General features: G+C 42.6%; 12 protein-coding genes. 11 read left to right on the top strand and 1 reads right to left on the bottom strand.

Features of this window, described 5'->3' with window-relative positions:
- Nucleotides 1-224 precede the first annotated feature (224 nt).
- From ABJG98_RS08105 to dsrP, 10 genes are all read left to right on the top strand, one after another.
- The gene (locus tag ABJG98_RS08105; protein WP_348278995.1) at nucleotides 225-2,717 is read left to right on the top strand and encodes a T9SS type A sorting domain-containing protein; all 2,493 of its coding nucleotides are present in this window, start codon (nucleotides 225-227) and stop codon (nucleotides 2,715-2,717) included.
- Nucleotides 2,718-2,920: 203 nt separating this feature from the next.
- Entirely contained in the window at nucleotides 2,921-3,364 is a 444-nt protein-coding gene (locus tag ABJG98_RS08100) for a hypothetical protein (protein WP_348278994.1), read from the top strand.
- Between the two features lie 94 nt (nucleotides 3,365-3,458).
- Nucleotides 3,459-4,232 carry a hypothetical protein gene (locus ABJG98_RS08095; protein ID WP_348278993.1) on the top strand — a complete coding sequence of 258 codons (774 nt, stop codon included), beginning with the start codon at nucleotides 3,459-3,461 and terminating at the stop codon, nucleotides 4,230-4,232.
- 420 nt (nucleotides 4,233-4,652) lie between these two features.
- On the top strand, nucleotides 4,653-5,912 hold the full coding sequence (locus ABJG98_RS08090) for an alginate export family protein (RefSeq protein ID WP_348278992.1): 1,260 nt from the start codon (nucleotides 4,653-4,655) through the stop codon (nucleotides 5,910-5,912).
- Between the two features lie 65 nt (nucleotides 5,913-5,977).
- A complete protein-coding gene (locus ABJG98_RS08085; protein WP_348278991.1) occupies nucleotides 5,978-6,202 on the top strand; it encodes a chaperone NapD in 225 nt (74 codons plus the stop codon).
- Entirely contained in the window at nucleotides 6,195-8,537 is a 2,343-nt protein-coding gene (locus ABJG98_RS08080; RefSeq protein ID WP_348278990.1) for a molybdopterin-dependent oxidoreductase, read from the top strand. The genes ABJG98_RS08085 and ABJG98_RS08080 overlap by 8 nt, the downstream gene beginning before the upstream one ends.
- On the top strand, nucleotides 8,534-9,226 hold the full coding sequence (locus ABJG98_RS08075; RefSeq protein WP_348278989.1) for a hypothetical protein: 693 nt from the start codon (nucleotides 8,534-8,536) through the stop codon (nucleotides 9,224-9,226). Before ABJG98_RS08080 ends, ABJG98_RS08075 begins: the two co-directional genes overlap by 4 nt.
- Nucleotides 9,223-9,849 (top strand): cytochrome c3 family protein, encoded by a 627-nt coding sequence (locus ABJG98_RS08070; protein WP_348278988.1) that lies wholly within the window; start codon nucleotides 9,223-9,225, stop codon nucleotides 9,847-9,849. The genes ABJG98_RS08075 and ABJG98_RS08070 overlap by 4 nt, the downstream gene beginning before the upstream one ends.
- A gap of 2 nt (nucleotides 9,850-9,851) precedes the next feature.
- Entirely contained in the window at nucleotides 9,852-10,862 is a 1,011-nt protein-coding gene (dsrO, locus tag ABJG98_RS08065) for a sulfate reduction electron transfer complex DsrMKJOP subunit DsrO (RefSeq protein ID WP_348278987.1), read from the top strand.
- Between the two features lie 6 nt (nucleotides 10,863-10,868).
- Nucleotides 10,869-12,092, top strand: a complete 1,224-nt coding sequence (dsrP, locus tag ABJG98_RS08060; RefSeq protein WP_348278986.1) for a sulfate reduction electron transfer complex DsrMKJOP subunit DsrP — start codon at nucleotides 10,869-10,871, stop codon at nucleotides 12,090-12,092.
- Between the two features lie 8 nt (nucleotides 12,093-12,100).
- Here dsrP and ABJG98_RS08055 read toward each other — a convergent pair whose 3' ends face one another.
- Complete coding sequence (locus ABJG98_RS08055) at nucleotides 12,101-14,341, bottom strand: FdhF/YdeP family oxidoreductase (RefSeq protein ID WP_348278985.1); 2,241 nt, start codon at nucleotides 14,339-14,341, stop codon at nucleotides 12,101-12,103.
- A 55-nt stretch (nucleotides 14,342-14,396) separates the two neighbouring features.
- Here ABJG98_RS08055 and ABJG98_RS08050 point away from each other — a divergent pair, with 55 nt between their 5' ends.
- Nucleotides 14,397-15,011 (top strand): NTP transferase domain-containing protein, encoded by a 615-nt coding sequence (locus tag ABJG98_RS08050; RefSeq protein ID WP_348278984.1) that lies wholly within the window; start codon nucleotides 14,397-14,399, stop codon nucleotides 15,009-15,011.

The raw sequence follows: 15,011 nt of genomic DNA, 5'->3' as shown, positions 1-15,011 counted from the left end.
TCTCAGATATAAGCAATGTTTAGGCATTCAAAGACTAGGCGTAGCACATGCTACCCTAGTTTTAATATTAACAACACTGAAGCTAGCGTAGTTATAACTAAACTTATTGGCAGCTTCCGGGCATGAGGTATGAGCCACTTAAAACTACTTAATGCCCTTATTACCAGCTTTTTAGTTATCTTTAAGTACCACGAGTTAACAGATTAATCATTTAAACCCGCCAAATGAAATCCGCTTTAAGAATATTGCTGATTGTAGCTGTGCTGGCTGCAACCAACAAATTGAATGCCCAAACGACCTATTACTCATTTGCAACAGGTAATTGGGAAACCGCCGCGTCATGGACATTAACCTCTGATGGCTCTTCTGGAGCTTCCGCAAGTGCGCCCGGAGGAACGGACAATGTAGTCATTCGCAATGGTCACACAATCACAATTGACAATACCAATGATAATGGAAACCAGACAACTGCCGACGCGCTAGGCTTAGCCAACGTGGGGACTTTTGCAGGATCAGGTAACAACGCATTTTATCATGAAGGGGACATCATAGTTTCAAACGGAGGAATACTCACCTCAAGTGTTAGGGTAATGACAGCAGACGTCTTTTCTGTAGAAGCCGGCGGTAGCTTTAGCACCGGAGGGAATGATGACCTCATTATCCTTGGTTCATTAAATATTGCTGCGACAGCTACCTTCACTGTAGGAGATGATTTTATTCTATCTGGTAATAGTCGTACAATTATAGATAACACCACTACCTCGGGAGATGACCTTTACATTGATCACACAGATGCAACATTGTGTGGAAATGGATCTGTAGACACCGGCAATGGAGGTGGTAATCCCACTGTTCAATTTTTGAATTCAGCAACAGCGGCACAAATCTGTTCATCATTTTCGGTCACTTGTACGTCTAATTGTGGCGGCTTTTCTAGTGGACCACCTTCAGGAACATTTATCACAGGCAATACCGGCCCGGGAGGAGTTGGAGATGCCAGCAATAATCAACTCTGGTTGAGAGCAGATGATTTGAGTTTAAGCGATGGCGCTGCGGTAGCAAGCTGGGGAGACGTATCAGGCAACAGCTTAACAGCATCTTCAAGTGGAGTTTCCGCTGAAGAGCCTACATTCAACACAAACGATGTGAATGGGTTCCCATCCATCAGTTTTGATGGCGGAGATTTTCTTAATCTTGGTAATGTGGCTGCATTAAATCTTACGCCAGGAATAGATAGTTGGTCGTTCTTTATTGTCTATAATGTTTCAGGAGCAACACCACAAGGTACTTTTTTCTCGAAAGCATCATCCGCCAATAGACATTATCAGTATACAATAGATGACAATGCTGGGACATCCAGGTTCACTGCTTTTATTGGGGGCAATTCTACAGTAGGGTCAATCACTGCAACCAATGACTGGTTTGTCTCATCCAGCACCAACAATGCAACCCAAAAAGATTCCTGGACGGATGAAAGCGCCAATTTTACCGCACAAGGAGTAGGAGCTACCACAGAAGCAACTGCTGATGTATTGATAGGTGCACGAAGAAATACAGCACCATCGACAGGGACTGGCTTTTTGCTAACAGGAAATATCGCAGAAATTGCTATGTTCGACGCAGAAGTCAATGCTGCACAACGAATCATAGCTACGAACTATTTAGCAGCTAAATATGACATTGCATTATCGGCCAATGATATTTATGATATGGATGATAATGCCAATGGCGATTTTGACTATGAGGCAGCAGGAATTGGTCAGGCAGCAGACGGAAGAAACCATACTGATGCGCGTGGTTCTGGAGTGGTGAGAATGTGGGATCCTTCAGATCTGGATGATAGTGAATACCTTATGTGGGGCCATGATAATGCTAATATTGTAAATACAAACAGTTCAGATGTAGATGGAACGATTATAGAGGAACGACTTGAACGGATTTGGAGACTTTCTGAAACTGGGGATGTGGGTACGATCTCCATCTCTGTAGATTTCTCATCCATTGGCTCGCCTTTAGGTAGTAATTTAAGACTCATGATTGATCGAGATGGAGATGGATTTGCCGACAATGATGTCACGCCAATTGAAGGATCTGTTTCCAATGATGTGGCCACATTTTCCAATATTGATTTTCAAGATGGTGACCGATTTTCCATTGGAAATACAGATGCTACTGTCCCGCTTCCGGTAGAGCTCACTTCTTTTGAAGCCAGAGCTTTAGGTAATGTGGTAAGACTGGATTGGTCTACTGCCACTGAAATAAATAACGACTTTTTTACTGTGGAACGCTTCAGTACAGATGGGGACTGGAGCCCTGTTTTAACCGTTGACGGAAGTGGTAATAGCAACGGGGTACTAAACTATGAAGCCATTGATAGAAATCCACTTCACGGTGTATCCTACTATCGACTGAAGCAGACTGATTTTGATGGACAGTTTTCATACTCGGAGACACGTTTAGTAGACGTTTCGGCCATTGCAGCAGGTATTTATGCAACACCTAATCCTTCGGAAGGAGTATTTACGATTAATAGGGAGGTGATCGATCATCAGAATGTACGATTGTACGATGGTCAAGGCAAAATGATGGATGGATACCTAATAAATAATCAATCTCAATTGACCGTGGATTTATCCAACCTACCAAATGGGATCTATTTCCTCAATATTTGGTTTGATGAAAATATTAGTCAGACAATTCGATTGATTAAACAGTAGCTGGCTTAGAATTTAATGATGAGTTGACATTCAAAAAACTAGGCGTAGCATATGCTACGCCTTTTCTATTATCGACATATAAGATGGGGAAAAACTACTCATAGCGAAGTTAATAGCCTTAAACCAAGACCAAACTAATGTGCTTTTAGAGAGGTTTAGAGCGGAAAAAGTTGTAAATTAATAGACAACTAAACCACGTGGCTATGAAAAAGATGATCCTAATACTGACCCTGCTGGTAGTGTATGCATGCAACTCCGGTAAGGATGAAAACATTGACAACCTGTATAGCTCCATTCAAGGGCTAAATATCGAAGACGAGTCTTTTAGTGCGTTGCTTACAGATATGGTGTCTGATATTGAAAAGAGCTTAACAAGTGGCAATACAGATGAGGCCACCTTTCTATTGGATGATCTTGCCATGCAGGTAGTAAACAATGCTGGCACATACTACGCCAAAGACGGGAAGTTGATAAGTCCTGTACTCAACAGCATCATAATGATGGGTAAAGACAACTCACTTGAGCTTATGGCTGATGGTCCTCACAATGATCGCAGGTGTGATGATAACAACAAATGCACCATCAAAGCGGATTTTTTCATCTGCTACCAGGTAGGTAACGGATGTGCAGAGTATGACATGAATTGAGGCTAACCTAAATTGAAGTAGTTACAAACAACTATAGAATTCTTTAAAATTGACTTCTAAAAAGAAGATATAGATTAATCGTTTCCTTGCCAGAATGAAGTATCTCACATCCTATAAATCTGCTGCTTACGTTGGCACATTAATATTGACCTCTAGTTTGTCTTTAGGAGGAATATCAAAAGCTGTGTATGGTACATATAGTATTTCTAAGGGGCTCAGCTATATTGTAACCTCCATAAAGTCTGGAATTTGGTCAGTGAATACGGAAACAGAACTCTCTCTAAACTATGCAGGTTATGAGAAAATTCTAACGAAGATTACGGAAATTCAATTTGGCAAAATAGAAAAAGGGTATTCAGGAAAATTTACAACGGATGCTAATACTTTTATTGAAACACTCACATACATACGAAAAACCAAGACATGTTTTTCTGAGGTACAACTTTGTTTGGGAGCAGAATCTATTGCAAGCTTAAGCGCCATATGTCGAAAAGAAGGACGGGCGGAGATTAAACTTATCGCAAAAGAACAACTTGAAATAAAAGTTCTTGGTAGCGACCGAAGGTTTTACATAGGTGCATATAGAGATGGAGAACTTACGATTTTATCACTGAATGTACCCGACCATCTAAGACCTTTCTCAATATTTAATAAAGATGAGAGTTATCCGAGATTACCTCAAACAGCCAACAATTACTTGACTAAGCATTGTGATACTGGGAGTATGTGCCTTCAGGCAATTGGACCATTTTGGAATGTAAACAACTCCAATTTTGGCTGTGGAGATTTTAATCTAGAGTTTGGTGATAGGGTTGAGATCAGTTCTTCATCAGGGCGAAGTATTGCGTTGTATATAAGCTCAAAATAATTATGTATACACATTCGATTACTTGACATACCTTTTACCGATCGATAGAATAGATCATGAAATAAATTTAAGGTGGGCAAGGTACAGTCCCTGAAAGTAAGTTAGACTTTGTTTCAGTATCTACCTGTGTTTATTTTTTCACCTTCTATCTAAAAAACGCAACCTTGGCACGGAAATTCGTTAATAGTCTTTAAGGACTAATTAATGGATAATAATGAAGACTAAAAAAATCTTGTTGGTGGTGTATTTGACGATACTTGCCATCACACTCTTAGCAGGGTAAGATCCACATTTACACACAATATTTATTAGAATTCTAATTGAACTCGACTTATACAGTTGAGCGCATATGATTTTTATCAGTTCCCCTGATGGATAACATCATAAGCTAATTGGCTGGTCTTGGCAAAATTTGATGCCATGAACAAGTCTATTCTACTAACCCTGCTGATTGCTTCTTCTTTCGCAGGCAAGGGCCAATTCAAATTATCTGCTGAAATACGCCCACGGACCGAGTATCGCCATGGATTTCAGGCATTGGTTGAGCAAGATCAAGATCCTGCTTTCTTCATTGAGCAGCGCACCCGATTAAATGCTGAGTATTGGAAGGATCAATACGCAATAAAGATCGTCCTACAAGATGTACGCACCTGGGGCAGTCAAAGTCAGCTGGTGAATAATGGCGGAAATCTGACCGCCATTCATGAAGCGTGGGGCAAGTTAAAACTCAGCGAAAATTCAAGTCTAAAGGTAGGAAGGCAGGAAATCATTCTGGATGACTCAAGAATATTTGGCAATGTAGCATGGGCCCAGCAAGCAAGAAGCCATGATGCACTACTGTTCGAAACTGGCAAGGACAATTTCACTTTACAGCTGGCTGCAGCCTACAATCAAGACGGTGTACAGTCTACAACCAATTTTTATAGTGTGCCAAAAAGCTACAAAACACTTCAATTCCTATGGATGAAGAAGAAGTGGACTTCTATCACTGCCTCAATGCTCATACTAAACAATGGCCTACAATCCGGCACACCCACAGCTGGCGAAACTTATTTCAGTCAGACGCTCGGTGGCAATATCGATTACATAAAAGGTAAGCTGCAACCTGCCGCTACTTTCTATTTTCAGACGGGGAAAGATGGTGTTGGAAACGACCTTTCTACCTATCAGTTTCAGGTTGACCTCACCTACAAGACCGGAAAGTCCAGCCTAATGATAGGATATGAGGTGCTCTCAGGAAATGATGAACTCAGTAGCACTACAGAGAACAACTCATTCAACCCCTTCTATGGCACCAATCACAAATTCAACGGGCTGATGGACTATTTCTATGTGGGAAATCACAATGGGAGCGTGGGTCTCCGAGACCTTTTTGTAGAGTGGAAAACTCCAATTGCCAAATGGCAATCGACGATAGCAATGCATTATTTCAATTCGCATGCGGATCAGTTAGACCCTGATTCCGGAGGTGCAGCTGATAAATATCTGGGCTCGGAAATCGACCTTGTAGTATCCAGAAAGCTATATGACGATGTATTGATTCATTGGGGCTATTCGCAAATGTTTGGCTCCTCGTCCATGGAAATACTAAAAGGAGGAGATGCCGGTGCCAATAATAATTGGGCCTGGGTCATGCTTACTATCAAGCCCACCTTCTTTGAAATAGATCGCTCAGAGTAGCACATGATAAAAGTCATTTCATATATATAAAATGATTTACAACTTGAATAACAAATAGAAACCCGATGCCAATTAAAAGCTACATAATTATCCCTCAGTTAGATCAAAAGCAATCTCTAATGGATGATATAGCAAAAATGGAAGGATGTGAAGTTCATCCGGCAGAAAATAAAGAGGTACTTGTTCTGGTCACAGACGTAGAAACAGAAAGCGAGGATAAGCTGCTTATCTCACAAATAGAGTCCAATAAAAACATCAAACACATTTCACTTGTGTCCGGATATGAATGAACAAATAGAAGATAAAGATCTAAGCAGACGACAGTTTTTAAGAATGGCTGCTCGTGCATCAGCAATAGCTACTGCTGCTGTCATGTTCCCGGGAATCGTATTCGCTGAAGAGCAAGAACGCATGATTGAAAAGCTGGGAGCCATTGATGTGAAATGGACCAAGACACCATGTCGTTTTTGTGGGGTAGGTTGTGGCCTAAAGGTTGGAATCTCTGATGGCAAAGCGGTGGCAGTCAAAGGCGATCCTAATAGCTCTGTTAACAAAGGCTTATGCTGCGTGAAAGGCTATCACTCAATACTTGCTCTGTATGGCAATGACCGCCTAACTAAACCATTAATTCGAAAAAATGGAAAACTGGTGGAATCTACCATGGAAGAAGCACTTGACCTTGTGGCTTCTAAACTGAGAAATACTATTGCGGAAAGTGGAAAAGATTCGGTGTCAATTTATGGATCAGGTCAGTGGACGATTCCTGATGGCTATGTAGCGTCCAAGCTTTTTAAAGGGGCAATAGGAACAAATAACGTGGAGGCAAATGCTAGATTATGTATGGCAAGTGCAGTGACCGGCTTTCTCTCATCATTTGGACTCGACGAGCCGATGGGCTGCTATGAGGATATCGATCATGCAGACGTCTTCGTGTTATGGGGAAACAATATGGCTGAGATGCATCCGGTGTTGTTTTCCAGAATTCTTGACAACCGGCTGAAGCGCTCAGTTAAGATTATTGATTTAGCCACACGAACGACACGCACTTCTCATGCGGCGGACAAATCCATTCTCTTCAATCCGCAGACAGATTTGGCTATTGCCAATGCGATCTGTTATGAAATAGTGAAAAATCGCTGGGTGAATACAAGTTTTGTTGAAAAGCACTGCGTCTTAAAAGAAGGAAAGACCAATATTGGCTATGGACTGGAAGAGAACTTCCAATTTAATGACGAGGCGAAGAGTATTGACTTTGAGACTTATGAAACCTTTCTTGAAGACTATTCACCTGAAAAGGTAGCAGCCTATAGTGGAGTTTCGGCCAAAGACATCAAGTACCTTGCTTCACTTTACGGAAATCCAAACAACAAGGTAATGTCGCTTTGGTGTATGGGCCCCAATCAGCATACTCGAGGAACCTGGATCAATAACCTCATTTACAACATTCACCTACTTACAGGCAAAATTTCTACACCAGGGAATAGCCCGTTTTCCTTGACAGGCCAGCCTAGTGCATGTGGCACAGTTAGAGAAGTGGGGACACTTACACACAAACTTCCGCATGGCGTGGTGATGAATGAAAAAGATCGGGAGATGGCCGCCGAGATATGGAAAGTGCCGGTAGAAAACATTCCTTCCAAGCCGACACATCACACCGTATCCATGTTTAGAGCTCTGGATCGTGGAGACATTCGTTTCATGTGGATTCAGGTGACTAATCCTATGGTGACCATGCCGCATCTTAACCGATATAGAAATGGAGCAAAGAAGGATGATCGCTTCATTGTGGTTTCCGATGTGTATCCTACACCTACCACAGATATTGCAGATGTAGTGCTTCCTTCTGCTATGTGGATTGAGCGTGAGGGTATGTATGGAAACTCTGAGCGTAGAACACAGCATTTTAATCAATTGCTACAACCACCAGGCGAAGCGATGAGTGATACCTGGCAGCTGATAGAAGTAGCAAGAAGGTTGGGGTTTAAAGAGCAATTTCCATGGGATGAATCCACTCACATTGAAGAGATATGGAAGGAATACAGTCGTTTTCATGTAGGTAAAAAGCATGGAATGGCTCCTTATGAGGTTCTAAAGTCACAAGCTGGCGCACAGTGGCCGTATGTAGAGGGTAAAGAAACGAAGTGGCGCTATCATGGCAAGTACGACCCGGCATGCAAAGGAGATACATTTGATTTTTATGGTAAGCCTGACGGCAAAGCGTGGATATGGGCACGTCCATATGAGCCAGCACCAGAGATACCGGATTCAGATTATCCATTCTGGCTCTGCACAGGCCGGGTGTTGGAACATTGGCACACGGGTTCTATGACCCGAAGAGTACCAATTCTGCATCAGGCAGTTCCAAAAAGCTATGTAGAACTAAATCCTGAAGATGCGAAAAGACTCGATATCCGTAATGGAGATCAAGTGAAGCTCATATCACGAAGAGGAGAAATCGTGATGGATGCATCAGTAGATCAACGTGGAAAGCCTGTCTCCGGGCATGTCTTCGTTCCCTTCTTTGATGAATCGTACCTGATCAACGAGCTTACACTGGACGCTTATTGTCCTATTTCCAAACAACCGGACTACAAAAAATGTGCCGTACGAATTGAGAAAATATGAAGGGAAAAGCGATTATCTTCTTTGGTATCCTACTCATGATTTCGGCGATTGTGATATTCGATTTAAGTATTCGACAGTCTAATGTAAGCGCATCGGTCGTTACAGCTGATGTAGCTGATGTAGTGCCAACAACAATGCTGGAGAGTGAAGTTTTTAGTCTTCAGGATCTTGCGTATGAATTCAAAGAGTTAGAATCCATTGGAAGTGAAAAAACGCTTGCAGATTATTATAAGAATAGAGCGTATGACGGTGCTCCTCCAAGGATCCCACACCCACTTTTAAACGAAAAGGGAATTGGTGGGAAGAGTTGTTTGCAGTGTCATTCCAATGGTGGATATGTGGATCGATTTAAGGCATTTGCTCCAATCACTCCGCATCCGGATTTCTTGAACTGTAATCAGTGCCACGTACCTAAGAAAACAAACAATCTGTTCGTAGCTAGTGATTTTAAGAGATCTGCACCTAAGCACATAGGGTCGGGTGTGTTGGATGGAAGTCCACCACCAATCCCTCATGATTTTCAAGTAAGAGGTAGCTGTCTTTCGTGTCATGGGGCACCTTCTGCAGCTAAAGAAATTAGGGTAAATCATCCCGAACGAGTGAATTGCCTGCAATGTCATGCACCTACCAATAATCGACAGATCACATGGGAGCGAAAGTCAACCGAAGAGGAAGGAGGGATGGAATGAGAAAAGTAGCATTCTCAATAGCCGTGGCTCTTGTGAGCATAACCTTGTGGAATTGCTCTGGTGGACACAAAGAATCTAATTTGGATTTGATCGCTAAACATCAAAACACCATCGCTTATGACTTTGACAGCTTTGAGCGTCTCGAAGACCTTGAAATTGCCACGGTACTGACGAAAATTCAAGCGAGAGATTCTCAGTTTTTGATTCCATCGAGGATTCAGCAGATGACCAAATTCCCCTGTTCCAACTGTCATACCAAATCAGTGGAGGAACTGAAAAAACTAAATAACGGAGTTAGTGCACATTTGAATATTCAATTGGCTCATGCTCACCCTGTATCCATGAATTGCATGACTTGTCACAACATGGACAAGCCAGACGTGCTTACTTCACTCACTAAGACAAGTATCAGTTTTGATCAATCATATCAGCAGTGCGCCCAATGTCATTCTACACAGTTTAAAGACTGGGAAGGAGGTGCCCACGGCAAACGACTAAGGGGATGGCTTCCTCCGCGCATATCGCAAACATGTGTTGGCTGTCACAATGCACATAAACCTGCATTTGAGAAACGTTGGCCTTCAAGGTTAAATACGGAAAAAATTAAAACTCAAAATCACTAACAATGAAAGAGAATAATTCATGCGGACATAACTGTAGCTGTGGGGGTAATCAAGAACCGGCCCCAATTAATGATACAGGGTTTAGTCAAACTGGTGATGCAAAGACCAGCAGAAGAGGAGCGCTAAAGAAACTGACACTTGGACTTTTGACTGGCGCAGGAATGGCTTCTACATCCTGTAGTGTGGTGGGTGATGATGATCTGAAAGAAAAAAACGGTCTTAAGTGGGATGAATTCTTCAAGGAAAACTATCGGGTGATGACGGACAAAGAGCGTAATGATACGGTTACGCGACTCGAACGCTTGTACGAAATGAATACAGGGAAAAAGATTAGCGTATCCTCCAAAGGAGCAACTGACAATGTTTTGTATGGATACGCATTCAATATATCCAAATGTCAGGGATACATGGATTGTGTAAATGCGTGTGTAGAGGAAAACAATCAAGACAGGAGCACAGAGATGCAATACATCCGTATTCATGAGCATAAAAACGGTCAAATAAATTTTGAACTGGCGAAGGATGATTATTATCATGAAGTGCCAGCCGAAGGGCACTTCTATATGGGCACCCAATGCTTTCATTGTGAAAATCCTCCATGTGTAGATGTTTGCCCGGTTAAGGCCACATGGAAAGAAGAAGATGGAATTGTTGTCATCGATTATGACTGGTGTATTGGTTGCAGATATTGTATGGCAGCTTGTCCATACGATGGCAGAAGATTTAACTGGCAACAGCCTCAGGTCCCGGAAGAAGAGGTGAATAAAGATCAGCACTATTTGGGCAATCGCTTGAGAAAGAATGGAGTAATGGAAAAATGCACCTTCTGCATTCAACGATCTAGAAATGGGAAAAATCCTGCTTGCGTTGAAGCATGCCCTACTGGTGCAAGGATCTTTGGAAACATCCTGGATCCAAACAGTGAAATCAGATGGGTGCTTGAAAATAAAAAGGTTTTTAGGCTCAAAGAGGATTTGGGGACAGAACCTAAGTTTTGGTATTTCATGGATTAAGCAATTATGAACCAATTAAAGATATTCCGTTCATTGGCCAAGGACAGCATTTCCAATGCGATGCAGGGTTCGCGATCCTACCATGTATGGATGGGTGTGCTCACATTCTTTATGTTACTCGGTGCGTATTGCTATTATCAGCAGTTGACTGAAGGGCTGGTAGTTACCGGCATGCATGACAATGTTAGCTGGGGATTGTACATCTCCAACTTCACCTTTTTGGTGGGGGTAGCTGCTGCGGCAGTAATGCTGGTAATGCCAACCTATGTACTCAAAGATGTTGATTTTTCTAAGGCCGTATTGATAGGAGAAGGCTTGGCCGTTGCAGCACTTATTATGTGCCTCGCCTTTGTGACTGTAGATCTCGGAGGACCTGGAAGAGCTTGGCATTTGATCCCCGGGATCGGCCTATTCAATTTCCCTCAATCCATGCTTGCATGGGATGTGATTGTTCTCAATGGGTATTTATTTATCAACATTACCATTCCTCTTTATATCCTGATGTCCAGGTATCAAAATAGAGAGCCAAATAAGAAATTTTATATTCCAGGTGCCATGATTTCCGTTTTTTGGGCCGTAGGTATTCACATGGTAACCGCCTTTCTATACGCGGGACTTCCGGCAAGACCATTCTGGAATAGCTCATTGCTTGGGCCAAGATTTTTAGCTTCTGCCTTCGCAGCAGGGCCTGCGCTCATCATCATTATTCTGGAAGTGATCAACAGATATACTGATTATAAAATCGCTGATAAGTCCTTTGCAAAATTAGCAGTAGTTGTAACTGTGGCCGCACAGGTAAATCTTATCATGCTGATCTCCGAATTGTTTAAAGAATTTTATGCGCAAACGCATCATAGTTTGAGTGCCGTATATCTATTTTTTGGATTGCACGGAAAAACGGGTTTGGTTCCCTGGACATATGCTTCATTGATCTTAAATGTAGCAGCAACAGCAATTCTTACCATGCATTTGATATTAAAAAGTTATCGTTGGCTTACAGTGGCTTGCGTCTTCCTTTTTATAGGTATATGGATAGAAAAAGGCATGGGACTTATCATTCCTGGATTTATTCCTGGCTCATGGGGAGATATCGTAGAGTACGTGCCTACTTGGATAGAGATAGGAGTAACTATTGGTATCTGGGCAATGGGCGCATTTATCTTTACGATTCTGGCTAAGTCTGCTATTTCCATTGAAATGGGGGAGATGAGGTATAAGAAAAGCGAGTAGATAAGTGCTTAAACCTTCCTCACATTCACTCCCACCGATTTAGAAGCCGGCGTATGACTTCCTCTAGCGTATAGGTGCAATGGTACCAATGGATTAGCTTCTGGAAAGTAGGTTGCCAGGCATCCGTGTGGAATATCGTATGATACCACGGTAAACCCCGAGACCTTTCTAGCCACTTTATAATTGTTGGATAACTCAACAGTATCACCTTGAGACAGTCCTTCAGTCTGCATGTCTTCCTGATTCATAAACACGACATTTCGTCCTCCGAAAATACCTCGGTAGCGATCATCCATGCCATAAACTGTCGTATTGAACTGATCGTGACTTCTAATAGTCATCATTATATAGTTATGTCCCTTAGGAATGGATTCAGCTAATCGGTTGACAGTAAAGACTGCCTTTTTGGAAGGAGTGTTAAACTCGCCGACACGTGCGCCATTCGGAAGTTCGAAGCCACTGTCTCTTTTCAGGCGTTCATTATAATCTTCAAATCCTTTCACGGCCTGTGCAATTAAATCACGGATATTGTCATAATCCTCCGTAAGCCCCGACCACTTGATGTCTTCATTCCCCAAGGTGGCGGCAGCGATAGATGCCACAATCTCTGGTTCACTTTTGAGGTGCGGAGAAGGGGGAGTGAGGCTACCATGAGAGCCGTGCACTACACCCATGGAATTTTCTACAGTAACTACTTGCTCTTTGCCATTTTGGATGTGTTTGTCTGTTCGACCAAGACAGGGGAGGATCAGAGATATTTTACCAGGTGCCAGGTGCGTACGATTCAGCTTGGTGCTGATATGAACCGTCAACTCACACTTTTGAATACCTTGTTGGGTATACATGGTGTCTGGTGCAGCGGGTAAAAAATTACCACCCAAAGCCATGAAGAAGCGAACTTTGCCCTCATTCATCGCTTCGATAGTTTCCACCACGTTATAGCCCGGAGATTCTGGTGGATCAAAGTTAAATACTTCTTTGAGCTTATCTGTCCATGCCTTCGTTGGCCGCTCCCATATGCCCATGCTTCGATCGCCTTGCACATTGCTATGTCCGCGAACAGGGCAGGTGCCAGCACCTTGCTTGCCAATGCTCCCTTTGAGCAGCAATAGGTTTACTATCTCACGGATATTGTCCACAGCATTTACATGTTGTGTCAGACCCATGGCCCAGCAGGCAATGATCTTATTGTTGGCAGACAGCCAGTGCGCACTTAGCAAGATATCTTCTTTACTTAATCCAGTCTGTTGGATCAATTCGTCCAGCGTGTAGTTAGCCAGGTCTGCTTTCAGTACTTCAAACCCAGAAGTTTTATCGGTAATGAACTCCTGATCAAGGCTGTTGTCATCCAGTATCAAAAGCTTAAGCCACGCTTTGATTAAAGCGACATCCTGATTGATCTTAACTTGAAGGTATAAGTCTGCAATATTTGTCCCTTTGCTGATCCACCCACTTATTTTTTGTGGGTTTTTAAATTTCATCAGTGCTACTTCTTTGAGCGGATTGATGACTATTATCTTTGCTCCGTTGCGCTTGGCTTTCTCCAGTGAACTCAGCATTCGCGGATGATTGGTACCTGGATTTTGTCCAAATATCAAGATTACTTCTGCGTGCTCAAAGTCTTGTAGTTGTACCGATCCTTTGCCGATCCCAAGTGTTTCGGTTAACCCCACACCACTTGATTCATGACACATGTTGGAGCAGTCAGGAAGGTTGTTGGTTCCCAATTTTCTAACAAAAAGCTGGTAAAGAAATGCGGCCTCATTGCTGGTTCGACCAGAGGTATAAAAAACTGCCTCATCCGGATGATCCAATGAGTTGAGGTGATGACCGATCGTTTCATAGGCGTCTTTCCATTCAAGGGGCTCGTATCGGGCACTTCCTTCCCTTTTAATCATGGGTTGTGCCAGCCTGCCTTGCTGTCCCAGCCAGTGATCACTTTTTTTTCTGAGTGATGCGATTGTGTGCTGCTTGAAGAATGCCTCACCCGCTAATTTGTGTTGCGCTTCCTCTGCAATTGCTTTGACGCCATTCTCGCAAAACTCTCCTAGCTTAGATCGCTTGTCGGGATCGGGCCATGCGCATCCCGGACAGTCAATACCTTTCTTCTGATTCAATTTTCCCAGTAGCTTTAGAGCCTTCCAGGGTGGCATGGCTTTGAAAATCATGCGACTCGCATTGGTGATGGATTTTGGCCCAACGGAAACCCTGGGTGGCTGAGTGATTCGCAAATGATGATGATCAGACATATACTTAAAGATAAGAATCTCTGTAATTAACCGAATACCTACATTTATAAAATAGATGGAGAAAGAATTGAATGCCTTGCTATTGGTTGGTGGAAAAAGCTCACGGATGGGTACCGATAAGTTACTCATTCAATATTTTGAAAAACCACACGCGGAACATGCCTTTGAAATGATTCACCGCATCATTCCAAATATTTATGTATCAGCGAGGGATGGACAGGCGGTAGGATTTACTAAGAATATAATTCATGATGCTTTTGATGTAGCCGGACCATTGAATGGGTTGCTTAGCGCGCATGCAGCTTTTCCCGACAAGGCTTGGTTAGCGTTGGCTGTGGATATGCCATTTGTAAACCAAGGTACCATTTCACGATTGATTAAGCACAGAGACAAGAGTTCACTGGCTACAGCTATGATGAGTACAAAGAATAAACTTCCTGAGCCACTATTGGCTATTTGGGAGCGGGACGGTCTGGCTAAATTGAAGCAGCATTTCGAAAGTGGCGAGATTGTATATCCAAGTAAATTTTTATTGGACAATAAGGTCAAGTTGGTGACAGCCGAGGATGAGGCTGAGCTATTTAATGTAAATGATGAGATTGATTTGGAATGGGCAAGAAAAAAAATGGAAAGGGAAGACAAAGATGCCTTCCCAAAACCTAAAAAGTAA

The organism is Ekhidna sp., from assembly GCF_039960695.1.
Classification (GTDB): Bacteria; Bacteroidota; Bacteroidia; order Cytophagales; family Cyclobacteriaceae; genus Ekhidna.
This window is presented reverse-complemented; position numbering and strand designations above follow the sequence as displayed.

What these genes read in the sequence shown, in the direction of transcription:
- ABJG98_RS08090 (WP_348278992.1), top strand. Translation starts at nt 4,653, where the DNA reads ATGAACAAGTCTATTCTACTAACCCTGCTGATTGCTTCTTCTTTCGCA.
- ABJG98_RS08055 (WP_348278985.1), bottom strand. Translation starts at nt 14,341, where the DNA reads ATGTCTGATCATCATCATTTGCGAATCACTCAGCCACCCAGGGTTTCC.
- ABJG98_RS08050 (WP_348278984.1), top strand. Translation starts at nt 14,397, where the DNA reads ATGGAGAAAGAATTGAATGCCTTGCTATTGGTTGGTGGAAAAAGCTCA.
- ABJG98_RS08100 (WP_348278994.1), top strand. Translation starts at nt 2,921, where the DNA reads ATGAAAAAGATGATCCTAATACTGACCCTGCTGGTAGTGTATGCATGC.
- dsrP (WP_348278986.1), top strand. Translation starts at nt 10,869, where the DNA reads ATGAACCAATTAAAGATATTCCGTTCATTGGCCAAGGACAGCATTTCC.
- ABJG98_RS08075 (WP_348278989.1), top strand. Translation starts at nt 8,534, where the DNA reads ATGAAGGGAAAAGCGATTATCTTCTTTGGTATCCTACTCATGATTTCG.
- ABJG98_RS08085 (WP_348278991.1), top strand. Translation starts at nt 5,978, where the DNA reads ATGCCAATTAAAAGCTACATAATTATCCCTCAGTTAGATCAAAAGCAA.
- ABJG98_RS08095 (WP_348278993.1), top strand. Translation starts at nt 3,459, where the DNA reads ATGAAGTATCTCACATCCTATAAATCTGCTGCTTACGTTGGCACATTA.
- ABJG98_RS08080 (WP_348278990.1), top strand. Translation starts at nt 6,195, where the DNA reads ATGAATGAACAAATAGAAGATAAAGATCTAAGCAGACGACAGTTTTTA.
- ABJG98_RS08070 (WP_348278988.1), top strand. Translation starts at nt 9,223, where the DNA reads ATGAGAAAAGTAGCATTCTCAATAGCCGTGGCTCTTGTGAGCATAACC.
- ABJG98_RS08105 (WP_348278995.1), top strand. Translation starts at nt 225, where the DNA reads ATGAAATCCGCTTTAAGAATATTGCTGATTGTAGCTGTGCTGGCTGCA.
- dsrO (WP_348278987.1), top strand. Translation starts at nt 9,852, where the DNA reads ATGAAAGAGAATAATTCATGCGGACATAACTGTAGCTGTGGGGGTAAT.